19 protein-coding genes and 1 pseudogene are annotated in these 23660 nt (G+C 46.7%); 12 read left to right on the top strand and 8 right to left on the bottom strand.

Features of this window, described 5'->3' with window-relative positions:
- Positions 1 to 1274 (bottom strand): annotated as a pseudogene (locus PBAL39_RS22155) (carboxypeptidase regulatory-like domain-containing protein); the annotation flags it as partial.
- A gap of 189 nt (positions 1275 to 1463) precedes the next feature.
- Positions 1464 to 2096 carry an NAD(P)H-dependent oxidoreductase gene (locus PBAL39_RS22150; RefSeq protein WP_008245855.1) on the bottom strand — a complete coding sequence of 211 codons (633 nt, stop codon included), beginning with the start codon at positions 2094 to 2096 and terminating at the stop codon, positions 1464 to 1466.
- A gap of 293 nt (positions 2097 to 2389) precedes the next feature.
- Here PBAL39_RS22150 and PBAL39_RS22145 point away from each other — a divergent pair, with 293 nt between their 5' ends.
- Entirely contained in the window at positions 2390 to 3604 is a 1215-nt protein-coding gene (locus PBAL39_RS22145; protein ID WP_008245854.1) for an OmpP1/FadL family transporter, read from the top strand.
- A 33-nt stretch (positions 3605 to 3637) separates the two neighbouring features.
- Entirely contained in the window at positions 3638 to 4942 is a 1305-nt protein-coding gene (locus tag PBAL39_RS22140; RefSeq protein WP_008245853.1) for an SGNH/GDSL hydrolase family protein, read from the top strand.
- 109 nt (positions 4943 to 5051) lie between these two features.
- Here PBAL39_RS22140 and msrA read toward each other — a convergent pair whose 3' ends face one another.
- Positions 5052 to 5633 (bottom strand): peptide-methionine (S)-S-oxide reductase MsrA, encoded by a 582-nt coding sequence (gene msrA / locus PBAL39_RS22135; protein WP_157274170.1) that lies wholly within the window; start codon positions 5631 to 5633, stop codon positions 5052 to 5054.
- Between the two features lie 251 nt (positions 5634 to 5884).
- Here msrA and PBAL39_RS22130 point away from each other — a divergent pair, with 251 nt between their 5' ends.
- Entirely contained in the window at positions 5885 to 6847 is a 963-nt protein-coding gene (locus PBAL39_RS22130; protein ID WP_008245850.1) for an isopenicillin N synthase family oxygenase, read from the top strand.
- A gap of 86 nt (positions 6848 to 6933) precedes the next feature.
- Here the strand turns inward: PBAL39_RS22130 and PBAL39_RS22125 are convergent, their stop codons facing one another.
- A complete protein-coding gene (locus PBAL39_RS22125; protein WP_008245849.1) occupies positions 6934 to 8748 on the bottom strand; it encodes a serine hydrolase in 1815 nt (604 codons plus the stop codon).
- Positions 8749 to 8944: 196 nt separating this feature from the next.
- Here PBAL39_RS22125 and mutL point away from each other — a divergent pair, with 196 nt between their 5' ends.
- The 7 genes from mutL to PBAL39_RS22090 all read left to right on the top strand — a co-directional run bounded on the left by mutL (position 8945) and on the right by PBAL39_RS22090 (position 16951).
- Positions 8945 to 10792, top strand: coding sequence for a DNA mismatch repair endonuclease MutL (gene mutL / locus PBAL39_RS22120; protein WP_008245848.1), 1848 nt, complete (start codon positions 8945 to 8947; stop codon positions 10790 to 10792).
- Positions 10793 to 10798: 6 nt separating this feature from the next.
- Positions 10799 to 11551: a rhomboid family intramembrane serine protease gene (locus tag PBAL39_RS22115; RefSeq protein WP_008245847.1), complete on the top strand. Its 753-nt coding sequence runs from the start codon at positions 10799 to 10801 to the stop codon at positions 11549 to 11551.
- Positions 11544 to 12407: a rhomboid family intramembrane serine protease gene (locus tag PBAL39_RS22110; protein WP_008245846.1), complete on the top strand. Its 864-nt coding sequence runs from the start codon at positions 11544 to 11546 to the stop codon at positions 12405 to 12407. The genes PBAL39_RS22115 and PBAL39_RS22110 overlap by 8 nt, the downstream gene beginning before the upstream one ends.
- Before the next feature lie 3 nt (positions 12408 to 12410).
- The gene (locus PBAL39_RS22105) at positions 12411 to 13523 is read left to right on the top strand and encodes an endonuclease/exonuclease/phosphatase family protein (RefSeq protein WP_008245838.1); all 1113 of its coding nucleotides are present in this window, start codon (positions 12411 to 12413) and stop codon (positions 13521 to 13523) included.
- 18 nt (positions 13524 to 13541) lie between these two features.
- Positions 13542 to 15002 carry a cysteine--tRNA ligase gene (cysS, locus tag PBAL39_RS22100; protein ID WP_008245837.1) on the top strand — a complete coding sequence of 487 codons (1461 nt, stop codon included), beginning with the start codon at positions 13542 to 13544 and terminating at the stop codon, positions 15000 to 15002.
- A 61-nt stretch (positions 15003 to 15063) separates the two neighbouring features.
- Positions 15064 to 15927, top strand: coding sequence for a DUF4440 domain-containing protein (locus PBAL39_RS22095; protein WP_008245836.1), 864 nt, complete (start codon positions 15064 to 15066; stop codon positions 15925 to 15927).
- Between the two features lie 142 nt (positions 15928 to 16069).
- On the top strand, positions 16070 to 16951 hold the full coding sequence (locus PBAL39_RS22090) for a glycerophosphodiester phosphodiesterase family protein (RefSeq protein WP_008245835.1): 882 nt from the start codon (positions 16070 to 16072) through the stop codon (positions 16949 to 16951).
- Positions 16952 to 16962: 11 nt separating this feature from the next.
- Here PBAL39_RS22090 and PBAL39_RS22085 read toward each other — a convergent pair whose 3' ends face one another.
- The 3 genes from PBAL39_RS22085 to PBAL39_RS22075 all read right to left on the bottom strand — a co-directional run bounded on the left by PBAL39_RS22085 (position 16963) and on the right by PBAL39_RS22075 (position 19951).
- Entirely contained in the window at positions 16963 to 17925 is a 963-nt protein-coding gene (locus tag PBAL39_RS22085; protein WP_008245834.1) for a MoxR family ATPase, read from the bottom strand.
- A gap of 5 nt (positions 17926 to 17930) precedes the next feature.
- Complete coding sequence (locus PBAL39_RS22080; RefSeq protein ID WP_008245832.1) at positions 17931 to 19295, bottom strand: peptidylprolyl isomerase; 1365 nt, start codon at positions 19293 to 19295, stop codon at positions 17931 to 17933.
- 65 nt (positions 19296 to 19360) lie between these two features.
- Positions 19361 to 19951, bottom strand: a complete 591-nt coding sequence (locus PBAL39_RS22075) for a hypothetical protein (protein WP_008245830.1) — start codon at positions 19949 to 19951, stop codon at positions 19361 to 19363.
- Positions 19952 to 20062: 111 nt separating this feature from the next.
- Here PBAL39_RS22075 and PBAL39_RS22070 point away from each other — a divergent pair, with 111 nt between their 5' ends.
- Positions 20063 to 20644, top strand: a complete 582-nt coding sequence (locus PBAL39_RS22070) for a hypothetical protein (protein ID WP_008245828.1) — start codon at positions 20063 to 20065, stop codon at positions 20642 to 20644.
- Positions 20641 to 21219, top strand: coding sequence for an RdgB/HAM1 family non-canonical purine NTP pyrophosphatase (rdgB, locus tag PBAL39_RS22065; RefSeq protein WP_008245826.1), 579 nt, complete (start codon positions 20641 to 20643; stop codon positions 21217 to 21219). The genes PBAL39_RS22070 and rdgB overlap by 4 nt, the downstream gene beginning before the upstream one ends.
- Here the strand turns inward: rdgB and PBAL39_RS22060 are convergent.
- On the bottom strand, positions 21191 to 23644 hold the full coding sequence (locus tag PBAL39_RS22060; protein WP_157274169.1) for an OstA-like protein: 2454 nt from the start codon (positions 23642 to 23644) through the stop codon (positions 21191 to 21193). The genes rdgB and PBAL39_RS22060 overlap by 29 nt on opposite strands.
- Positions 23645 to 23660 lie beyond the last annotated feature (16 nt).

The raw sequence follows: 23660 nt of genomic DNA, 5'->3' as shown, positions 1-23660 counted from the left end.
TTCAGAGAAGAGGGTGATCTGTACAATCCTGCCGGGAACTTGTCTTTAGGGATTTTAGCCGCGTTGACTTGTGTAGAGAGTCTTGTTTTTGCTGCATAGTAGATCACACCTTCGTGGGTGGCCACGATGAAAAAGGTCTTACCCTGGTTTTGTGCAAAGAAGGCGTCGTTTGACAGGATTTTCAGGTTAAATGCCTGTGCATCGGTATTGTTGATCTGTGTGACGATGCCCGAGGGTTTTGCCTTTGGAACATCGAAAGTTTTGGTGCTGCCATCTTTAAAGGTAACATTGACCTTATAACTCTTCGCAGGATCTGCCGTAAGGTAAAAGGAGCCCATGCCCAGGTGTGTAGAGTTGAAAGTAGTAAGGGCATTGCCTTCATTATCAGTCACGGTACCTTTGAGGTCTATTCCTAAGCCATTCGGGCTAAGTGATTTGAAACCAATGCGCATGGCCAGTCCGCTCACCAGCTCGCCACCTTCAGGAAACATCTGGAAGTCGTTAACGCTTGCTGTTGGTTTAATCTGGAACGAAGAGCTGACGGTGGTCAGTTCGCTCAGGACGATGTCCGTAATGAGCTCCCCGTTTTTGATTTCATTTTTCTTGGGATCGATCTTAATTCTGAGCATCCCATTCTGGTCGGTGGTACCTTTTCCTTTGGCTACGGTTTCATAATTAGAGACGACCTTCCAGTTTACGACTTTATTGGCCTGGACTACATTGTCTGCATTTTTATACTGTACGACCGCATCAATCAGCTGGCTTTTGTCGGTTTGTGTTGTCTTATAGCTAAAGTGGGTATTTATCTGTTTGTCGATGGCCTCTCCGACAGTGATGGTCTTATTGAAAAAATACTGATCACCGGAGTTCATCATCCATACGGTATACGCGCGGATGTAATAGTTGTCCTGTTTGTAGGTGCCTGGCGTCAGGGGAATATTTCCGGCAACGACACCATCCGCCAGGGGCAGCTTGATGGTTTGCACGAGGGAGTCGCGGCTGTTGACGACATCCAGGTAAACGATCTTGCTCAGCTGTGAGGGCAGGTTTTGCTCCATGGTCACATAAGCCTTAAACCAGATGGTATCGGCCACGCTGTAGTAGGGCTTGTCGAAGTGGACATAAACTTTTTCTACAGGGAATTGCTCGGCGATTTTTTTGGTCTTGGTCAGGATATTATCTAAGACTACGCTGTCCTGTTGCTGCGCCTGTGCGGAGAATTGCAGGGCGACAGAAAACAGAAGGAAGGTAATGATGAAGTTTAAAGATCTCATTAAAATAGTTGAATACGGTTAACATGGCTAATATATTCATTTATGGCCTGAGTAGCCTCATTATCCTTGATCTTTAACATTTTTTGACAATTGCAGGGAGGGTTGGAAACGCCTGAGGCAGGACTCCAGCCACAGAAAAAGGCCGGTCTTGTAAATGACCGGCCTTTTGAGCATGATGTATTATTTTCGTTATTTGAATTCGATCACAAAGTCGTTTAACGGTGTGCGTACTTTCTTCAGGTTCACCAGCCAGTCGCCGGCAGCATCCCTGTATCCCAGAGGTAACAAAGTAGTGCTGCGCAGTCCTAGGTCTTTAAGGCCCAGCAGTTCGTCAAGCGCAGCCGCCTGGAAACCTTCCATTGGCGTGGCGTCTACTTTCAGGAAAGCAGCTTCAGTAATGGCTACACCAAATCCAATGTAAGCTTGTTTTGCAGCATGTGTAAAGTTTTCTTCCTCACTCCTTGCTGTATAATTGGCTACGAGGTTATTGACATAATCAGAGTTGCTGTCTCCTGGAAGTCCGCGTTCCTGATGTGTGCGTGCAAAAACAGCCCTGATGTTTTCCTCGGTATAGTTTTCCCATGCAGCAAAGATGAGCAGGTGTGAGCAGTCGGTAATCTGCGACTGGCCATAGGCTACCGCTTTGATTTTTTCTTTCAGCTCAGGGTTGGTCACCACAATAATTTTGTAAGGCTGCAGGCCTGAAGAGGTTGGCGCCAGGTGTGCTGCCACAATGATCTGATCAACTTTGTCCTGTGAAACCGGTTCGCCGTTCATTTTTTTGGTGGCATAACGCCATTTTAATGCTTCAATTGCACTCATATCTCTTGTTTCTTGTTTTCTTTATGATGGCATTTGTTAACACCGTTAGCAAATGTAGTCACGTTATTGATGAAGGAAAAAAAAATCGGTGCTTATGACTTTTAGATGATATCGAAAAATTATGCGGGAATTATTTGGAAGGAGGACAATAATTTGTTAAACTCGTATAATGTTATGCGCGCATAGCTTCTGCTAGATTTACAAAACATAGGGTAATGAAATTTGTTATGTTTTCATTATCCCTGGTTCCTTCAGAAGACGCACATCATGAGCACTATTAAATCTAACCAAATATGAAAAAGATCCTACTCATTTTTTTACTGGGTTTGCCTGTTTTAGGTTTTTCCCAATCCTTCCAGGTGAACCTGCAGGGGCAGAAGCAGATCGGAATGGCGGGTGCCGGTACAGGGCTTGCCATGGACGAGGCTGCCATTTTCTTTAACCCCGGTGCCGTATCCTTTTTGAAGCAGAATGGTGTGCAGGCAGGGGTAAGTCCCCTCTACCTTAAAACGGCCTTCAGGCAGACGGGCTCGGCAATTACAGAATACAACAAGGATAAAATTGCCACTCCGGCGATGGCCTATGCGGTGTTTGGTTCCCCGGAAAACAAGTTGCGCTTCGGTATCGGCGCGTATACACCTTTTGGCGGAGCAATGCATTGGAAGGACGATTGGACCGGTAGGTATACCGTTACGTCCCTCGATCTGCAGGCCATTTACATACAACCTACAGTGAGCTTAAAGCTGGGTGATTATGTTGGTATTGGTGGCGGTCTGGTGTATGCATTAGGAAAAGTAGATCTTCAGCAAGCACTTCCGCTGACACGTGAAAACGGTGAAGCAGGAACGGCACAACTGAAAGGTCATTCTAAAGATTTTGGCTGGAATGCTGGTATTTATATCAACACCCAGGCAGGGATTACCATAGGAGTGACCCACCGCTCGCAGGTTACGGCCAATGTGGATGACGGCGATGCCATCTTTGTGGGCCCATCTTCGTTACAGCCTACTCTGCCAACAAAGTTTACTGCAGCGCTACCGCTGCCGGCGACAACCTCTATCGGTTTTGGGATCTATCCATCGGAAAAAGTAACGCTGGCCCTGGATGTCAACTGGGTGCACTGGCACAAATATAAAGAGCTGGCTTTCGACTATGATAACAATGCGACGATTCCTGATACGCGCTCTGCCCGTAATTACCATGATGCTGCAGCCTTTCGTCTCGGCTTCCAGCATCAGACAACGGCAAAACTGGCCCTTCGTGCGGGGGTAGGTTATGCGCTCACGCCCGTGGATGATGAACATGTTACTGCTGAAGTGCCCGATGCCGACCGACTGTTGCTCAGTGCCGGGATAGGCTATCAGGGGACTAAAGGGTTTGGCGTAGATCTTTCTTTCCTTTATGAAGACGTGATGTCGAGACAGCAGACCAACGGAGAGTCTGGCCTGAGTGGAGAATATAAAACAAGGGCTTACATCCCTGGGATTTCCTTCTCCTATAAATTCTAGTGACCGCATTGTAATCATCAAAATATAAATCAAATGAAACCAACATATATCATCAGAAGTGTACTGGCAGTCGCAGTTGTTGCAATGGCATCCTGCAAGCCGGAGTTTAAGGAGGTTACTCCTTCAAAAGGAACGGCAGACTTTAGCAGGTACATTGCTATAGGTAATTCCCTGACCTCAGGATATGCCGATCGCGGCCTATACCTGGAAGGACAGAAAAACTCGTATCCCGAATTGATTGCCCAGCAACTGAAAGCAGTAGGCGGGGGCAGCTTCAGCTCTCCCTTTTTTAATCAAGATCAGGCCAACGGATCGGGTTACATGATCCTGAAGGGCTTTAACCCTAATGGTACACCGATCATTGGCGCTGAAACCTCAGCACTGGCCGTACGGAACCAGGTGACACGTCCGCCTGTGGGTACGGTAACCCTATACACCAAATATACCGGAGAGCTGAACAACTATGGCGTGCCCGGAATCAAGCTGGACCAGGTAGATTTTGCACCACTCGGATATTTCAATGGCTTTTATGAACGCCTGCTGCCCGGCGATGTAGGGCCGGCAGGGACTACTTACATTGATTTCGTGATGCAGAAAGATTTTACCTTCTTCAGCATGTGGTTGGGTAACAACGATATCCTTGGTTATGCAAGTGGTGGTGGTGTGGGAGACGTACCAACCCCAAAGGCGACATTCAGCACTAAATACCAGGCAACCCTGAACAGGCTCACTTCAAAAGGTGCAAAAGGGGTGGTCGCTACCATTCCGGATGTGACGATTACACCTTACTTCAGGACGGTGACACTGGCGACCTTACTCGCCGCAGTTCGTGCCACACCTAATGGTGCAGGTGTGGAAAACCTATACATCAGTACAGCTACAGGTACCCGTATCGCAACAGCTGAGGATCTTTTTACACTTACACTAAGCTCTGATGGGGTGTTTGGTGTGCCAAACCAGGCAAACATCCCTTATGGTCTGCATCCGCTGAACCCTATAGAAAATAAATATGTATTGGATAAGGATGAGGTCGCGACTGTAATGGACTTCACAACGGCCTACAACAACACGATTAAGTCGGCAGCCAACGCTGCGGGACTTGCAGTGGTAGACGCAGGGGAACTGCTGAAGACTTATGGTGCGGGTGCCAAGGTAAGCGGTATTGCAGTGAGTTCTGCATACATCCGCGGGAACCTGTTTTCTCTTGATGGAATTCACCTTACACAATTGGGGTATGCCATCGTTGCAAATGAATTCATCAAGTCCATCAATGCCAAGTATGGTTCGTCTATTTCTACGGTTGATGCCGCTAAATACAGGGGCGTGAAATATCCATAGCTACCGGGAAAGGGTAAGTGGGCATAAAATTAAAAGAGCGGCTGATGTCATCAGCTGCTCTTTTAATTTTATGCCGATAGTCCCGAACTACTTATGTTTGAGCGTTGCCTTAAAAGAGCTTCTCCAGTTTTTCCCTTTTTGGAAGGATGACCATTTTGCAGTAAGGCTGGCTGCCGTTTTTGTTGAAGTAATCCTGATGATAATTCTCTGCTACATAAAAAGGGGCTGCTTTAGTGATGGCTGTAACGATGGGCTTTTGAAATACCTTACTCGCATTCAATTCTTTTTTGTACTGTTCGGCAATTTTCTTCTGTTCATCATTATGATAAAAGATAACTGACCTGTACTGCGTACCCACATCAGCACCCTGACGGTTGAGGGTGGTGGGATCATGACTTTTCCAGAATACCTCCAGTAACTCGTCATATTTAATTTTCTGAGGATCGTAGGTCACTTCGATCACCTCGGCATGTCCGGTTGTTCCGGTACATACGTCCTCGTAACTTGGATTGGCAACGTTGCCGCCTTCGTATCCCGACCTTACGGCAGTCACCCCATTGAGTTGCTGGAAGAGTGCTTCTGAACACCAGAAACATCCCATACCAAAGGTTGCTTTCTGCAATTTTGCAGACTGTGCCTTGCTGCTGAAAACAGAAAAGAATAAGAGGAGGATGATTGATAGCTGCTTCATAATTGTAATGATAAGATGAAAAAAACCTTTTTCAAAAGATATTACGTAGGGATGCTGCGGATAGTTTGCAGTGCAGCAGATGAAGGCCACTTAATTACAATCTGCTGATAAAAAAACGCTGCCGACTGCTTTTTTGTGGATAACTTAACTTTTTTATCAATAGCCGGTTATACGGCATAAAGCTTGTGGCAGAATGTTTATCAACAATTGTTTCTTAGCTTTAACCATCAATATTTATTAAAACCATCGATATGTCAACACCTTATATTCCAAGTTTAGATCTGGGCTCCTACATTAACGGAAATGATGCGCAGCGTAAAAAATTCTCTGACGAATTGGGCAGGGCATTCAATGATTCCGGTTTTGTGACCATCACCAACCATGGACTTAGTCAGGAGCTGATCGACAAGTTGTATCAAAACATCCAGGCAATGTTCAGTCTTTCTCCTGATCAGAAGAAAAAATATGAAAAGATAGCGCTTGCCGGGCAACGTGGTTATACCAGTCCGGGTAAGGAAACAGCGAAAGGTGCGAAAACTGCCGATTTAAAGGAGTTCTGGCAAATCGGGCAGGAGGTGCTGGATAACGATCCGATCAAGTTCGAATATCCGGCAAATGAATATCTGGAAGAGATTCCTGAGTTTAACGAAGTGACACGTGAGATTTACCAGCGTCTGGAAAGCAATGGAAAACATCTGTTGCGTGCGATCGCTACTTATCTGGAGCTCCCTGTAGACTATTTTGATCAGCATGTGCACAATGGAAATTCCATCCTGCGTGGCATACATTATTTTCCAATTGAAAATCCGGATGCTTTGCCTGATGATGCGGTCCGTGCCGGTGCACATGAAGACATCAACCTCATTACCCTATTAATTGGGGCAAGTGCGGATGGGCTGGAAGTGTTGACACGCAACGGTGAATGGTTGCCAATCAAAGCGGGGCATACGGATATTGTGGTGAATGTAGGAGATATGCTGCAACGACTGACGAACAACAAACTGCGGTCGACCACACACCGGGTGGTAAACCCGCCAAGGGAGCTGATGAAGACTTCCAGATTCTCCGTTCCTTTCTTTCTGCATCCACGTGCCAATATGGACCTGGCCAGCCTGCCTTCTACGATTGATGCCGAACATCCCAAGGTTTATTCGGATATGACGGCAGGGGAATACCTTGACGAACGTCTGAGAGAGATCGGCCTGAAGATGTAAATGAAATAAAATCTATGATAGAAAAAATCCCCCGGGTCATCTGTTGTGATCCGGGGGATTTTGCTTGTTAAGGCCCCTTTTATATATTAAAGATTTCCTTTTGCTATAGCGCGGTAGATGGCGTCCTGGATTCTTGGGCGGATGCGCATGTTGCCTAGCTTTTCGGTGACACTGGGGTTTACACGGTTGGAGAGGAATACATATACCAATCCTTTTGCCGGATCAACCCATACACAGGTTCCTGTGTAACCTGTATGTCCATATGTTTGTGGCGAGGCCAGTTCCGAAGGGTAACGTTTGCTGGAATCAGGATCCCACCTGTCGAAGCCCAGACCTCTTCTGCTGACCTCAGATTGTTTTTTGGTAAAGGTATCCACGGTCTCGGGCTGAAAGTATTGGGTGCCGCCATAACTGCCTCTGTTGAGGAGCATCTGGTAGAGAATGGCCACGTCGTTTGCACTGGCAAATAGTCCGGCATGCCCGGAAATCCCCCCAGCAAGGGCCGCACCCTGATCATGGACGTACCCTTCCAGTAAAGTTTTGCGGAAGTAATTGTCCTGTTCTGTAGGGACGATTTGTTCTTTGCTGAACCTGTTGCGGGGCAGGAACCCTGCGGTCTGCATTCCCAGGGGTTTGTAGAAATTCTCCCATACATAATCGTTCAGCGGTTCTCCGCTCAAACGTTCCACAATATCTTTCATCACATACATGCTGATGTCGCTGTAGACATATTTTCCGCGGGTCCTGATGGGCGCATTGAGCATCTTCGGCCACATGACCTCTTTAAAATAATCCTTTCTGACGTAATAGTTGTCGGCCACCTTTGTCGGGTAAGCAGCACTGGAATCCCGGCTGTAGTCGCCTGTTTTTACGGCATCATGAAAAGGGATGTAAGGGATAAAACCAGCCTGGTGGAGCATGGCTTCCCTGACCATGATCGGGTTCATGGGCGTCAGGCGTGCCTTAGGGATATACGCACCGATATTGGTATCGAGGTTAAGTTTATGCTGTTCCACAAGGCGCATTACCGACGGGGTGGTGGCTGTGGTTTTGGTAAGGGAGGCCAGGTCAAAAATATCGGTTACCCGTTCAGGAAGGCCTCCATAAGTATGGTTGCCATAGGCTTTGTTGAAGATGACCTTACCATCTTTGGCGACAAGCACGACCATGCCTGGAGCAGCCTTGGCATTGAGGGCCTCATTAACGATGTTGTCTATTTCCCGAAGGTTGTTGGAGTTGATGCCCGCATCTTCAGGAAGGGTATATTTGAGTCGGCTGACAGTGGTGCTGAAGCCCTTTCCGGAGGTGTACTTCATCGAGTAGTTATTACTAAGCCGGCCGCTGGCCGCTATACCGCCAAAAATGACTTGTGGCACAATGGTTGCCGCCTCATCTGTATTCTGCATAGACCAGATCAGGGGCGTTTTCAGTTCGTCAAAAGCAATAAGGCTGCCGGTTTCACCAAAAAGGGTGAGGATGACCTTTTTGCTTTTTGATACATTGCGGATGAAGTTCATGTTGCGCGGATCAGCGCTGGCCGCTACTGGAAGCGAAATGATGACCGTGTTGAAATACTTGAGGTCATCTTCGAGCGCGTCCAATGTAGGTGCACCTCTGTACTGATCCAGGGAAAAAGGGCTGACTTTGGTGTACTTGTTCAGTAGGCTGTCAAATGTCGTCTGAAAGCTGAACCCCAACGCCACAGAAGCAATATTCTGCTGTTCGAGCTTCTTAATGGGAATGAGCTGCTCCTCGTTATTGAGGAGTGTCGTGGTGTTGCTGACGGCATTAAGACTGCTGAGTTTTTGCTGGTTCTGCTGGTGGTCCTGTGCGCAGGCATTGAAGGTAAATAGCGCGATGACACTGGTGAAGACGATCCCTGCAAGGTTGTTTTTTATCATAGGTATTTTTTGTTGAACGATTCCCGCATTAAAGATAGAAAAAGGAATAACGAATCCCGGCGGGAAAGCGTATGGAATAAAATGAAAAGGCGGTAATCTATGATTCCTGACCATTAAAAAACAATTATATTCTATTGAAAAAAACGGGATGAGCCTTATTTTGCCTAAATTAGCAACCTTTACTATAAATCGATAAATGTCAGATATCATACAACTTTTACCGGATAGTGTTGCAAATCAGATTGCTGCGGGAGAGGTGGTACAACGCCCGGCATCAGCCGTGAAAGAGCTGCTGGAGAATGCCATTGATGCAGGGGCGACGAAGATACAGTTGATTTTGAAAGATGCCGGCAAGGCATTGATACAAGTGATCGACAACGGCTGCGGCATGAGCATCACAGACGCGCGCATGTGTTTTGAACGCCATGCCACCTCGAAGGTGCGTAAGGCGGAAGACCTTTTTGCGATACGTACCATGGGTTTCCGCGGTGAGGCGATGGCTTCCATTGCGGCGATTGCGCAGGTGGAGCTGAAAACACGGAGGCATGAAGATGAGCTGGGTACGCTGATTCATATTGAAGGATCGGAGGTCGTTAGCCAGGAGCCTGTAGCGGCATCTGAAGGAACGAGCATCTGCATCAAGAACTTATTTTTCAATACCCCGGCGAGGAGAAACTTTTTGAAAAGTAACCCTGCGGAGATGCGTCACGTAATTGACGAATTCCAGCGGGTGTCACTGGCTTATCCTGCCATTGCTTTCAGTCTGCACCATGATGGGGTGGAGATTTACCGGCTCCCTTCCTCCGTATTGAAACAACGTGTTGTCCATCTTTTTGGAAATAACTATAACCAGCGGTTGATCCCCGTAGAGGAGGAGACGAGCATCATCAACCTAAAGGGGTTTATTGGCAAGCCTGAGTTCGCCAAGAAAACCAGGGGTGAACAGTTCTTTTTCGTAAACAATCGCTTTATCAAAGATAATTATCTGAACCATGCGGTGAACAGGGCTTATGAAGACCTGCTTCCCGATGATCATTTTCCCTTATATGTGTTGTTCATAGACATCGATCCTGCAAAGATCGATGTGAATGTACATCCAACGAAAACAGAGATCAAATACCTGGATGAGAAGTCCATCTATGCGATTCTCCATTCGGCGGTGAAGCGTTCTTTGGGACGTTTTAACATCAGTCCGACGATTGACTTTGATCAGGAGACGGGTTTCAGCGGCATGATTACACCGAAGGCTCCTGAGGAGATTGTGCCACCGAGCATTTCTTTCAACCCGGATTTCAATCCTTTCAGTGAGGACAAACCTCAGAAGGAGACTCACTTTTCCAGAAACTACAGTGGTGGCATTTCTCCTAGCACCAAAAACTGGGGTTCCCTGTATGAGATCGCCAACCATGCACCAGAGGAACAGACCTCCATGGAGCTGCCGGGTCTGCCTGCCGATGATTCACTCGTACCCGTACAGAAGCAGCTGATGCAGCTCCACAACAAGTACATCATCTCTCAGATCAAGTCGGGACTGATGGTGATCGACCAGCAGGCCGCACATGAGCGCATCCTTTATGAGCGTTTTAGTCTTCACCTGGAAGACCGTAAGGGTGCTTCCCAGCAAAGTCTTTTCCCACAGACGGTCACTTTGAGTCATAACGACTATGAATTGGCTAAAAGTTTGCTGGATGACATAAAAAGTTTAGGCTTTGAAGTAAGAGAGTTTGGTAAAAATACGTTAGTTATAGAAGGGATCCCGGTAGACCTGGGAAGCAACAACATTAACGAAACACAGCTGTTTGAGCACCTGATTGAAGGATTTAAGAATTCTCAGCAGGAGCTGAAGCTGGACAAACGTGATGCACTTGCCCGGAGCATGGCGCGTAACAGCTCCATCAAAAGTGGTGCGGTGTTGGGCCAGCAGGAGATGAATACACTCATTGAAGAGCTTTTCGCCTGTAAAAGTCCTAACTTTAGCATTAGTGGTAAACCCGTGATTCAGACCATTGGGCTTACTGAACTGGATAAAAAATTTGATAAATAAACATAAATGAACAACATTAACCTGCCGCCGGTAGTAAAAAACCTGCTCATCATCAATGTGCTGTTTTTTGCGGCCAAATATGTGCTGAACAACATCGGACTGGCCAACCTTGATTATCTGTTGGGGGCCTTTTATATCGACTCCCCGTTTTTCAGGGTATGGCAACTGGTAACCTACATGTTCATGCATGGCGACATTGCACACATTTTCTTTAACATGTTCGCCCTTTTTATGTTCGGCGGTGTGATAGAGAGCCGCTGGGGGGCGAAACGGTTCCTTAATTTTTACCTGATTACAGGGCTGGGAGCAGTAGCGCTTCAGCTGGGGGTGCAGGCATATGAGGTTTACCACATTACCGGTTCGATATTCAACAGTGGCATTACGGATATGGAATTGGTGAACCAGGGCATCCAGGCGAACATTTCAATCCCAGGCCTGTCTGAGGAAGAGAAAAATACACTTTTGGGCATTTATGGTTTTCCTATGGTAGGGGCCTCTGGTGCGGTCTTCGGGCTGCTGGTTGCCTTCGGGATGTTGTATCCAAATACGGAGTTGTACATCATGCTGATCCCGATTCCGATCAAGGCGAAGTTTATCATTCCGATTTATATCCTCGCCGAGCTTTTCCTGGGCGTGGCCAGGATTCCAGGAGATTCAATCGCGCACTATGCACACCTTGGGGGTGCCCTGCTGGGCTTCATCCTCGTAAAATTGTGGAAGGACAAGGACAACAACAGATTTTATAAATATTATGAGTAATCTTTTTGAAGACCTGAAGTACAAAGTTTTTAAATCGGGCAATCCGGTGTTCTTTTACATTGGTATCAATGTGCTGATCTTCCTGGTGATTGCTTTGGCGGGAATACCCTTCTTCCTGTCGGGTAGTGGCGATGGCAACTTCAATATGCTGGTGCGGGAGTATGCTGGATTTCCGGCGACACTGTCCAAGCTGCCTTTCCGCTTTTACACTATCCTTACGTACCAGTTTGTACATGATGGTCTGATGCATGTCTTGTTTAATATGCTGTGGCTGTACTGGCTGGGGAACATCTTCCTGGACTTTCTGAAGCCTAGACAGTTTCACTTTGTTTACCTTTCAGGCGGTTTTGCGGGCGCCATTATATATGCACTGGCTTATAATGTGTTTCCGGTTTTTGCCGACAGCATTTCCTCAGCAACCATTGTGGGAGCGTCGGCTTCTGTAATGGCCATTATCGTAGCGACAGCGACCCTGCTGCCCGACTACAGCATGCGCCTGCTGTTGCTGGGCGATGTGAAGCTCAAGTACCTGGCTGCAGCCTACATTGCACTGGACCTGATTGGCATTGGCACGGTCGGTGCCGGAGGTAGCTTTTCGCATTTGGGGGGGGCAATTATGGGCTTTACCTACATCAAGATGTTACAGAATGGTAAGGACTGGAGTAACCTCTTCAAGCGGAAGCCAAAGCTAAGGGTGGTTCGTAATGACAACAAGAATACTGCGACTTCGAAAAATGCTACCGTTGGTGTGAACCAGGGGGAGATCGATGCAATCCTGGATAAGATCTCCAGGACGGGGTATGATAAACTGACCAAGGAAGAGAAAGAAACGTTATTTAAGGCAAGCAAACATTAATTAATGGATAGATCAAAACCTACATTTATAGATAAACTGGTTCGTACTGCTGCGCTCATCCTGGTACTGATGCTGATCATGGGCACTTTGGCGGGTAAAGTTGATCCCCGGGATTTTAAATATTTTCCTTTTTTCGGCCTTGCCTATCCTTACATCCTGATGTTGAACATCCTCATGATCGTCTGGTGGTGCATCCGCAAACGCTGGATCTTTGCAGGAGGTACGCTGGCGTTGATCCTTCTTGGTTGGCATGCGTTGACGGCAACCATCAGCCTGAGTGGTGAAAAAGGAGAAGGGTCTAAGGCCGATTCATCCGTCGTCCGGATGATGACCTATAATGTACATGGTTTTAAACCACACGAGGGGCAGGAGTTTGAGCGGGTAAAACACCAGATGCTCAAGCTCATTGAAGACCAAAACCCTGACATCATCGGTTTTCAGGAATACTATACCCGCAGAAGGGGTACTTTTGACATCACCGATAGCCTCAAGACCATTTTAAAAACACCGTATTATTATTTCGTCTCCTCCAGTGAGAACGATTATGAAGCATCTGGGCTGGCGATCTTTTCCAAATACCCGATTGTAAATAAGGGAGTTATTCCATTTGGTAATAACCACATCGGCAATGGCAGTATTTTTATTGATGTGGAAGTACACCAGAAGAAACTCAGGGTCTACAATGTGCATTTGCAGTCCATTTCTTTTGACAAACAGGATTATACCTATCTTGATAAGGTGAAGAAGAGTATGGATCCTGATCTGCAGCCCTCGAAGCGTATCGCTGGTATGCTGAAGAATGCTTTTATGAAACGCAGTATGCAGGTAGACCTGATGAAAGCGCACATGGGCAACTGTAGTATTCCCTATTTAATTGCGGGCGATTTCAACGATACACCTGCTTCTTACGCGGCTACGCAAATGACGAAATCGTTGAAGAGTACTTTTCGGGAAAAAGGGTCAGGATTTGGCCAAACGTATAACGGCAAGTTTCCTAACTTCCAGATTGACTATATTGCAGTGACGAAAGACATAGAGGTATTAAACCATCTGGTCATTCCGGCTAAATTGTCAGATCATTTTCCTGTTCGCAGTGATTTGAGATTAACGCGCTAAAATTTTTACCTTTGCAACATGAATACAGGCTTACAGCTCTACAATACCCTTACACGCAAAAAGGAAGTTTTTGAACCGCTAAATGCTCCCAATGTGGGGTTATATGTGTGCGGACCTACCGTTTACAGTGATGTCCATCTGGGGAATTGTCGTACTTTCATCTCTTTTGATTTAATATTCAGGTACTTGAAGTACAGTGGCTATAAAGTTCGCTATGTGCGCAACATTACAGATGCAGGGCACCTTGAGGGCGACCGTGATGAGGGGGATGATAAATTTGCTAAGAGAGCAAAGCTGGAGCAGCTGGAGCCAATGGAGATTGTACAGAAGTACACGCTGGGATTCCACGATGTACTGCGGATGTTCAATACCCTGCCGCCGAGCATTGAGCCTACTGCTACAGGTCACATCATTGAGCAGATTGAGATGATCAAAGAAATCATCAGCAATGGTTATGCCTATGAAGCAGATGGAACGGTTTATTTCGATGTAGAAAAATACAGCAAATCCTATAATTATACCATTCTTACCAACAGGAACCTGGAAGACATGCTGGCCAATACCAGAGAGCTTGGCGGACAGGACCAGAAACGCGGGCGACTGGACTTTGCCTTGTGGATTAAGGCAAAGCCGGAAACACTGATGCGCTGGGCCTCACCCTGGGGTGAAGGTTTTCCAGGCTGGCATATCGAATGTTCAGCCATGAGCGCCAAGTATCTTGGTGAAGAGTTTGACATCCACGGTGGAGGCATGGACCTTGCAGCGACACACCATACCAACGAAATCGCACAGTCGGAAGCCTGCAGCCACAAACAACCAGCTAAATATTGGATGCATACCAATATGCTGACTGTAAATGGTGCAAGGATGTCGAAATCAGCAGGTAACGGATTCCTTCCTGAACAGTTGTTCAAAGGGGACCACGTGCTGCTGGAAAAAGGCTTCAGCCCAATGACGGTAAAGTTTTTTATGTTACAGGCACATTACAGAAGCACACTTGACTTTTCTAATGAGGCACTGGATGCCTCGGAAAAGGGCTTCCGCCGCCTGATGAACGCGGTCAGCCTGCTCGACAAACTGGTGCCGTCCGAAGCGAGTGATTTTGACATCAGGCCAATTGCTGAAAATTGCGTGAAAGCCATGAATGATGACTTTAACAGTCCGGTGGTCATTGCAGAATTGTTTGAAGCGGTACGCATCATCAATACCGTATATGACGGCAAGGGCAGGATCTCTGCTGCGTCACTGGAGGAGTTGAAAAAGCTGATGAACGATTTTGTTTTTGAGATCTTCGGACTAAAAGATGAAGACAGCTCCAATGTGGAACTCAATTCTGTTCTGGATATGGTGATCGACCTTCGGAAAACTGCCAAGGAAAACAAAGACTACGCGACCTCCGACAAGATCCGCCTGGGCTTGCAAAGCATGGGCATACAGTTGAAGGACAGTAAAGAGGGGACCACCTGGAGCAAAGCTTAGTGCTGGACTTCTTATTTTAGACAAGAACATCTTAACCTATACGTTTATAACGACACAAATTATGATCAATAAAATCCTTTATATGACCCTGCTGGCCTCTGGTATCGCCTTTGGCGTACAGGCACAGAAATCTGACGGCAGTACCAGATCTCTTCTGAATGCAGAGAAAGAGTTCGCTGATGAAGTAACGAAAAAAGGCACCAAAGATGCCTATCTTGCTTTTTCAGCAAGTGACGCGCTCGTGTTCCGTCCTAATCCGGTAAATGCAAAAACTTTTTACCATGGGGCAGGTGATGACAGCAAAGGGCTGACCTGGGCACCTGCTTATGCCAGGGTATCCCGGAGCGGCGACTGGGGTTTTACTACCGGAGCCTTTACTGAAGGGGCAGATCAGCTGGCCTACGGACAATACCTGTCCATCTGGAAGGTGGTCAACGGTAAATGGGAGCTGGCACTGGATCTTGGCGTTACCCATAATAAACCGCTGAACAAAGTGGAAACAAAATTTGTAGAGCCTAAGGACTATTACAAACCGAAGTTCGCTACTGAAAAACAAATGGCTGCGGGTACAGACATCATCCTGACTACGGAGAAAACATTGAATACTACGTTGAAATCATATGGTGCTGTAGCTTTCGCAGGTTTTGTAAATCCTGATGTAAGGGTATTATTCCCGGGTTATGAGCCCATTATCGGTAAAGATAAAGCGGTAGCTTTCTTCAACGGAATGGTTAAAAACATGAACCTGAAAACGACAAAGGCGGTGAAAGCACTGGGCGGAGATCTTGCCTATACCTATGGGGTGGCAACGATCGATTATAAGGCCGAGTTGAGGGAGAGTTTCAACTACGTGTTCATCTATGAACGTCAGCCGGACCACAACTGGAACCTGATTGCCCAGGTATTTGCACCCGCAGAACGCTAGTCTGCAGCACACCAGGCATTCGTAAATGATTTATCAGGTTTCTTAAATGATCTTTAAGAAACCTTTTTTATTGTACTCATTCCTGAAAGGCATATCAAGATCCTGGTATCGGCGTTATTAAGGAATACAAACAAACCATTTGATGAAGAAAATAGTACTATTTATTGCGGTGTTTTCCTGTGCTTTTCAGGTGATGGCCCAGAAGTTCGATTTACAGGGAAATCGTGGTGCAAGGGGCATTATGCCTGAAAACACCGTTCCGTCCATGCTGAAGGCCCTGGACCTTGGTGTCAATACTTTACTGATGAATGTGGTTGTGTCTCAGGACAGGATGGTAGTGCTTTCCCAGGAGCCCTATTTTAATGCAGAGATTAGCTTAAAACCCAACGGCAAGGCGATCACGCTGGAAGAGCAAAAGAAGTTCAACATCTTCAAAATGAATTATGAAGATGTCCGGAAGTATGATGTGGGATCCAAGATCCACGGTCGCTTCCCCGGCCAGCAGAAATATAGGGCTTATAAACCTTTGCTGGAGGAAACCATTGATTCCGTAGAGGCTTATGTGAAGCAGAAGAGACTCCTTAAACCCAATTACAGCATCGAAACAAAGCTGATTCCTAAGGGCGATCTGGAATTTCAGCCAGAGCCTTCGGAATTTGTAGAGCTGGTGATGGCCATTGTGAAGAAGAAAAAACTGCAGAAGCGTGTCACCATACAATCATTTGACATCAGGACACTGCAGTATCTCCACGATAATTATCCGAAGATAAAAACGGCATTGATGATTGATGAGAAGGAAGATTTTGAAAACAACATTGAGGCATTGGGTTTTAAACCTACGGTGTACAGTCCCTATTCCGTATTGGTAGGAAAAGGTCTGGTCGACCGTTGTCATGCGGCCGGTGTGAAGATCATCCCATGGACGGTCAATTCTACAAAAGACATGAAGTACCTGATCAATCTGGGAGTAGACGGTCTGGTGACGGATTATCCGAACTTATACGACATGCTGAAGGCTGAATAAAATCCTTCTGCTTAGAATAGGTTTTTGATGAGTTGTTCGATGGAACGCCCTTCGGCTTCGGCACGATAGTTCCTCACGATCCGGTGTCTGAGGATGGCTTCGGCAACGGCCTGAACATCTTCAATATCAGGGGAATACTTGCCGGATATGGCAGCATGGCATTTGGCACCTACCACCAGGAATTGCGATGCCCGCGGGCCGGCGCCCCAGCTGAGGTATTTATTTACTTCTTCCGTTGCCAGGGGCGTATGCGGACGTGTTTTGCTGGCCAGTTTCACTGCATATTCCACTACATTGTCGGTAATGGGAATGTTTCTGACCAGTTTCTGGAAATATTGGATCTGTTCAGCATTGATCACCTTGGCGAGGGAAGTTCCCTGGTTGCTGGTGGTGTTTTTAACGATGGTCAGCTCCTCCTCAAAAGAAGGGTAGTCGAGGTGCACGTTGAACATAAACCTGTCCAGCTGTGCTTCAGGAAGCGGGTAGGTACCTTCCTGTTCTATTGGGTTCTGCGTGGCGAGTACAAAGAAAGGATTGGGCAGCGCGTGTCTCTGACCCGCTGCGGTGACTGCCTTTTCCTGCATGGCCTCCAGCAGTGCGGCCTGTGTTTTTGGTGGAGTCCTGTTGATCTCATCAGCAAGGATGATGTTGGAGAATACCGGCCCTTTAATGAATTTGAAGTTCCTGTCGTCACCGAGGATTTCGGCACCAATGATGTCGCTGGGCATCAGGTCCGGTGTGAACTGGATCCTGTTGAAGTTCAGGTCGAGCACATTGGCAACAGTTTGGACGAGCAGTGTTTTTGCCAGCCCCGGCACACCTACAAGCAGGCAATGTCCATTGCTGAAAATAGAAATCAAAACAGACTTAACGACCGCATCCTGTCCGATAACAACTTTACCAATTTCAGTCCTGATGTTATGATATGACTGGTGAAGGGCATCTACTGCTTTGATTTCATTTTCAAACTGCATATGTATTATTTGTTTTCTTCTACTTTAGTTCTCCAGATCTTTAACTCATCACATTGGTTGTAATCTTCGTCAATTCTGATGTAGGTGGTTTCTCTTCTCTTTTCAAACCATTCACTCAGCACGCGGTCAACTTTTGCTTCCTGGGCCTTTTCCTTGAATTTTGCATAATCCTGCTCCAGGTTCCCTTTGTGTGGTGGGATTTTTGATTTCAGGAAAAGGATTTTGTATCCCTCTTTACCATCATCTCCTGTGAAGGCCACTGGTTCAGAGATCGCACCCACTTTCATGGTGTCTACTACGGTAAATACTTTTGGATCCAGTTTATCCGCAGGGATAAAAGTCGTTCTGGCAGTCTGGTTATCCGCATAAAGGATCATACCACCGTTATATTGTGACTCTTTATTGTCCGAATACAGAGATGCTGCTGTAGAGAAAGGAACTTTCTTGCTGACAATGTTTTTATAGATGCTGTCGGCATGCAGCTTCAGGCGTTCCATGCTCTGTGGGGTATTCTGCGGACGGATAAGGATATGTCTGGCCTGTACCTGCTCACCACGACGTTCAATCACCTGAAGGATGTGGTATCCATGCTCGGTCTCAAACACAGGCGAGATTTCACCAGCTTTCAGTTTGAAGGCCCATGCCGTAAATTCTTTCACCATCTGCGCCCTGTCGAAGAAACCAAGGTCTCCACCATCAGGAGCGGATCCAGGATCTTCAGAATAGGACTTGGCCAGGAAGGCAAAATCCTCACCACTTTTTACCCTTAAGCGCAGGGCATCGATTTTATCGTAGAAACGTTGTTTCTCTGCCTTGGTCAGTGTGGGGTGGAGTACAATCTCTCCAACTTCAAACTCTGTAGGGATATCAGGCAGGCTGTCTTTTTTGTAAGAATCAAAGTATTTTTTTACTTCCAAAGGAGTAACACTCACATCCTGGGTGATGTTTCCTTTCATCTTTCTGGAGATCATCTGTTCTTTGATCTCCGGTCTGATTTCGTCCTTGTATTGCAGGATGGAGCGGTTCAGGAACTGTTCCAGTCTTTCCTCACCACCGGCACGCTGGATCTGGTAGCGCATACGCTGGTCTACCTCTTCATCTACCTGTGAGTCATCTACCATCACGGAGTCAATCTCCGCTTGTTGTTTCAGGAGTTTGGTGGTCAGCAGTTCCCGAAGGATCAGACACTTTACACTTTCATTTGAGGGGTTGCCGGAGTTGAGGTACTGTGCATATTGCTGGTTGATGTCTGATAGCAGGATGACATTGCTTCCCAATACGGCCACGACTTTATCCACACTTTGTCTTTGCGCTTGTGTATTCAAGAACAGGCAGATTAATCCGCCCGCAACCACTAAAAATTTCTTCATTTTATGTAAGTTCAATTGTATTCTTTTTTTGCAAATTTAGTATTATAATCTTTAGGCACCATCATTTATAATTTTGCCAGTTCTCTCAATCTTTCGGGATATACTTCTACCGTATATTTTGCCCTTAGTGATGCCACCCAGTTGTACTCCAGCTGCTGCTGATAATCGCCGATGACCTTCCCTCTGACTTCCTCAAAGGGAGCATCAGCATAGTCAGTCTTGTGCTGCTGATAAAAAGCGCGAAGCTGGGCCTCATCATTTTGAGCTTTATCCCATACCTTAATTTCTGAGATGTTGAACATCAGGACGGCATCCTTATATTCATCCATGATCATGGTGTAGGCTTCATTTTTTGCTGCTGTCCTTTTGCGTCCGCGCAGGGCCTTTTCGTAGTTGTTCACTTCGTTGATATAAGCGGTATCTTTGTCGAAGCCCATCTCCAGTGCATCGAGGACCTTCAGCTTAAAGTTGAGGTAAAGGTTCAGGTAATCTTCGAGCTGCCTGTAGGAGGCATTTCCGTTACCATTATGGTTTCGCTTATAAAACCAGATGAACGCTTTGCTGCTTACCGGCTTTCCGCTGATGCGTGCAACTTCCTGTGCAGAGGCACTTAAAAACAAAAAACTGAAGATGATGGCGCAGTAAGCTTTTCTCACAAAAGATGGATCCTGTATATTTTTAAGCTATAAAAGTAATAAATAAAGGTGCTATAATAAGATATTTAACTAATTTTAACAGAAAAAAGATTCCCCATAAAACGATTACGAATGGATAGTCCGCTAACAGCTAACGGTGAAGCGTTGCGTTTATTTTTTACAGACGATATTTATCTGATCCATGGAGAGGCTTCAGCCTCTGATATGGAGGAGGTTAACGTTGCCGGACCGGCCGCTGTTGCCCTGCATGCCGAAGGGCCAGCGCAGGCTCCGGTTTTGCCTGTTAAGGTTCCTGCACAGCAGTTGTCATTTGAGTATATGGGCAAGAACAGCCGGAATATCCTGCTGCTGGTCAATGATCCTGAGCATGCCGTAAGTGATGAAAACGGACGTGAGTTGTTGCGGAAGATCGTGAAGTCTGTTAATTTAACGGCCAATGACTTTGCACTGGTCAACTACGCCAAATGTGGTCCGGCAACATTCAGCCAGTTTCAGGAGTTCTTCTCCAGTGTCCTGATTTTTGCCTTTGGTGTAAGCCCATCCCAACTGGGGCTTGGCGTACATCCGGCACATACCATTGTGAAGGAAGGAGCGGTGAGCATCATCTTTTCCTCGGAGCTGAAGGCACTGGATGCGGATCCGGCAGGAAAGAAGCAGTTATGGGGAAGTTTAAAACAATTGGAATTATCATGAGGTCACTCGTCTTTGCAACAAATAATCAATATAAAACTGCGGAAGTAAACAAGCTGCTGGAAGGTAAATATGAAGTGCTGAACCTCTCTGACATTGGTTGCGAAACTGATATTCCGGAGACGGGGAGCAGTTTTGCTGAAAATGCCAACCTGAAGAGCCACTATGTCGCTGCGAATTATCAAATGGACTGTTTTGCAGACGACAGCGGGCTGGAGGTGGAAGCACTGAACAATGAACCAGGTATCTTTTCCGCCCGCTATTCTGGGGTAAGGGACGACCGTACGAACCTCTTGTTTTTACTCGATCGCCTTAAAGGGCAGGTCAACAGGGCAGCCCGGTTTAAAACTGTGATCTCCCTTGTTCAGGGAGGCAATACTTTTCTTTTTGAAGGGGTAATTGAAGGGACGATCAGGGAAGTTCCTGTCGGCGATCAGGGTTTTGGTTATGATCCGATTTTCGAGCCACAGGGATATGAGCAGACCTTTGCAGAGATGAGCATGGCACAGAAAAATGAGATCAGTCACCGGGCCATTGCCATGCGTAAACTTATTGCTTTTTTGAAGGAGCAGGTGTAATTTCTTTTTTCACACTGTCGCTGGCCATCGTTTTCAGCTTCAGCTGTTGCTTTGCGGCACTGTCTGTCATTTTTTGTGGTGGCGTTTCCTGTAGCTTTTCTTTTATGGGAGTGCCCTCGGTGCTGCTTTCTGTTGAACTGTCCGGCGCAGGTTTTTTGTCTTTTTCCGGCACTTTTGGTTTCGATTCCCCTTTTTTATCGGCTGCTGTTTTCGCCGCAGGTTTTGCCGCTGCTTTCTTCGCTGGGGAAGTAGTTTTAGGTTTTATCTTGCCGCTGATGACTTCTTTCTTGGAAAGGGGGCGTAATTCCGGCTTCCAGGTGAAGCCGGTAAGGAAGACATCTTCCTTCAATTCAGGTATCGGCGTACGTTTACCTTCAGGATCTTTAATGGTGATGATCTGATCAATCTCTTTTTCTTTGAAGAGGATCTTAATCCTGCTGCTCACCGTCTGGTTCATCTCAGTATAGATGTTCTTATCCTCATCTTTGTTGAAATAAATGCTTTCCGCATTGCCATCTACAAACATGCGGTTGAGCTTGCCATTCTCAAAAAAACCGGTGATGAGTTTTCCTTTGATTTGATTATACCTGAGTGAGTCCGCATTGACGTTTACAAGGAAGCCCTTTTCGATGACCTGTGAGGAGCGGATGGTTTTATCTTTTAGTCGCAGGTAAATGGTGTCTCCCGTTTGCTGTGAACCTTCGGCCCACAAGATCGGGCTGCCATACCAGCGTAAGGTGGAGTCGGCACTGGTATAAAACAGGGAATCGGCGCGGGCCTGCATATTGCTTTTGAAGACCCTGACATGGTGGTAGGCTTTGATCACGCGGGTTTTGATGGTGTCTGCAGGGCTGAGCGGTAACGAGTCCTGTATAGCTGTTTTTGCCGCATCTTTTAATCCCGGAACCGCCGCGGTCACCTTTCCTGCTGCTTTTTTTGTCTGCTCTTTGACGTTTCCGGCTTTTTTCTGTGATGCTGCAGCTTGTTTTGCAGTAGCGCTGATCTTTGCAGCGGCCTTCTGCAGGGTAGTGTCAGACTTCAGTTTTTTCGTTACACTATCAAGCAGGGAGCTGTCTACACCTTTCGCCAGCAAGCTATCCGGATTGATTCCCGATTTTTTAAGGCTGTCGGTCGCCGTCTTTACCACGCTAAGCAAGCTGCTGTCTGGCGGGAGCTCTCCTTTTTTTATTTTTTTCTCCAGCGCCTTGCGCTCTTTTTTGCTGAGTTTTTTAGGGGGCTGCCTTTTGGTCGTATCGTTCGTCGTGAGATTGAGCTGCTGATCGGTACCTGTGGCGGGGGTCGGTGTAACCGCGGCCTGATTTTTATTTGCGGGAGCTGCACCTGGCTTCTGCTTTCCCGGGCCGGTCTTTGGCGCTCCTTTTTGTGCGCCTATTTTCTCTTCCTGTGGCCCCTCTTCTTCGCCAAGCTCGTTGTCTTTCTTCAGCACGGGGGCAGTAAGGAGCTTTAATGATTTCTGCAGGACCATTTGTGTCTCCAGCGTGTCGGCACCCATCCAGAGGCTGTCTGGTTGTAGCTTGTTGTTGACGGTAACCGAATCTGAAGTGCCAAGGCCGATGTATGGATTCTTCGTCACAATGGTACGCTGGTCTATTTTATAGTAAAAGCCCAGCTGTCCGTACATCACGGTTTTATCCGTAGTGTCCCTGAACACGATATTTTTTACCGCCTTTCCATATCCAGCAACACCGTCGTAGTAAAGGCTATCCCCTTTCAGCGACTTTGATCCCTGGGTATACAGGTTTTTCTTTCCGAAATAGGCGTACTGGGTTTTGGTGTTGTAGGCACCATTCTCCGTATAAAGGTTGTCGTCTTTGCCTTTGATATTTGTGGGGCCGTAAAAATAAGTCCAGTTGGTCAAAGTATTGTATCGGAGGGTATCCGACTTGATCACCGTTTGCGGGGTAACCACCACCACATTGTACCTAAAGTAGGCATCCCGGCTGTTGGAGAAGTAATACCCGTTTTTGCTGGTTAGCGTAACATCCTTATTGACAATCTTACCACCTTCTACATATGTTCCAATCTTGGTACCCAGGTTGTAATCAAGGACTTCTGTAGTGAGTATGGATTCCTTATCGATCATCTTAACATTCTGGGTCAGGTGGGCATTTTTGGTGTTGCCATCATAGGTCAGCCGTTTGGAGTAAATGTTGATGGTGTCGGCCTGGTTGATATGGACGTTGTCGAATGCATCAAATACGTTCCTCGATTCATAGAACACGGCACTATCACAGGCCAACGTGGCATTGTCCTGCCTGAATACCGGATTTCTGAGGTAAGAAATGTTTGCCTTTGCATCTATGGTTGCGCGTTGGGAGCTTTGTAGAATGATTTTCGTCTTCTTCTGCGCGAGCAGCAAGAAGGGGAGAAGGCATAAGGATAGGAAAAGTCGTATTTTCAGCACTTTACAAAGTTAGTTT

It is taken from the genome of Pedobacter sp. BAL39 (assembly GCF_000170795.1).
In the GTDB taxonomy this organism is placed as follows: Bacteria; Bacteroidota; Bacteroidia; order Sphingobacteriales; family Sphingobacteriaceae; genus Pedobacter.
This window is presented reverse-complemented; position numbering and strand designations above follow the sequence as displayed.

Coding starts and splice junctions, on each gene's coding strand:
- PBAL39_RS22080 (WP_008245832.1), bottom strand. CDS start 19,295: ATGAAGAAATTTTTAGTGGTTGCGGGCGGATTAATCTGCCTGTTCTTG.
- PBAL39_RS22090 (WP_008245835.1), top strand. CDS start 16,070: ATGAAGAAAATAGTACTATTTATTGCGGTGTTTTCCTGTGCTTTTCAG.
- PBAL39_RS22105 (WP_008245838.1), top strand. CDS start 12,411: ATGGATAGATCAAAACCTACATTTATAGATAAACTGGTTCGTACTGCT.
- PBAL39_RS22070 (WP_008245828.1), top strand. CDS start 20,063: ATGGATAGTCCGCTAACAGCTAACGGTGAAGCGTTGCGTTTATTTTTT.
- mutL (WP_008245848.1), top strand. CDS start 8,945: ATGTCAGATATCATACAACTTTTACCGGATAGTGTTGCAAATCAGATT.
- PBAL39_RS22115 (WP_008245847.1), top strand. CDS start 10,799: ATGAACAACATTAACCTGCCGCCGGTAGTAAAAAACCTGCTCATCATC.
- rdgB (WP_008245826.1), top strand. CDS start 20,641: ATGAGGTCACTCGTCTTTGCAACAAATAATCAATATAAAACTGCGGAA.
- PBAL39_RS22145 (WP_008245854.1), top strand. CDS start 2,390: ATGAAAAAGATCCTACTCATTTTTTTACTGGGTTTGCCTGTTTTAGGT.
- PBAL39_RS22125 (WP_008245849.1), bottom strand. CDS start 8,748: ATGATAAAAAACAACCTTGCAGGGATCGTCTTCACCAGTGTCATCGCG.
- PBAL39_RS22085 (WP_008245834.1), bottom strand. CDS start 17,925: ATGCAGTTTGAAAATGAAATCAAAGCAGTAGATGCCCTTCACCAGTCA.
- cysS (WP_008245837.1), top strand. CDS start 13,542: ATGAATACAGGCTTACAGCTCTACAATACCCTTACACGCAAAAAGGAA.
- PBAL39_RS22095 (WP_008245836.1), top strand. CDS start 15,064: ATGATCAATAAAATCCTTTATATGACCCTGCTGGCCTCTGGTATCGCC.
- PBAL39_RS22140 (WP_008245853.1), top strand. CDS start 3,638: ATGAAACCAACATATATCATCAGAAGTGTACTGGCAGTCGCAGTTGTT.
- PBAL39_RS22130 (WP_008245850.1), top strand. CDS start 5,885: ATGTCAACACCTTATATTCCAAGTTTAGATCTGGGCTCCTACATTAAC.
- PBAL39_RS22150 (WP_008245855.1), bottom strand. CDS start 2,096: ATGAGTGCAATTGAAGCATTAAAATGGCGTTATGCCACCAAAAAAATG.
- msrA (WP_157274170.1), bottom strand. CDS start 5,633: ATGAAGCAGCTATCAATCATCCTCCTCTTATTCTTTTCTGTTTTCAGC.
- PBAL39_RS22110 (WP_008245846.1), top strand. CDS start 11,544: ATGAGTAATCTTTTTGAAGACCTGAAGTACAAAGTTTTTAAATCGGGC.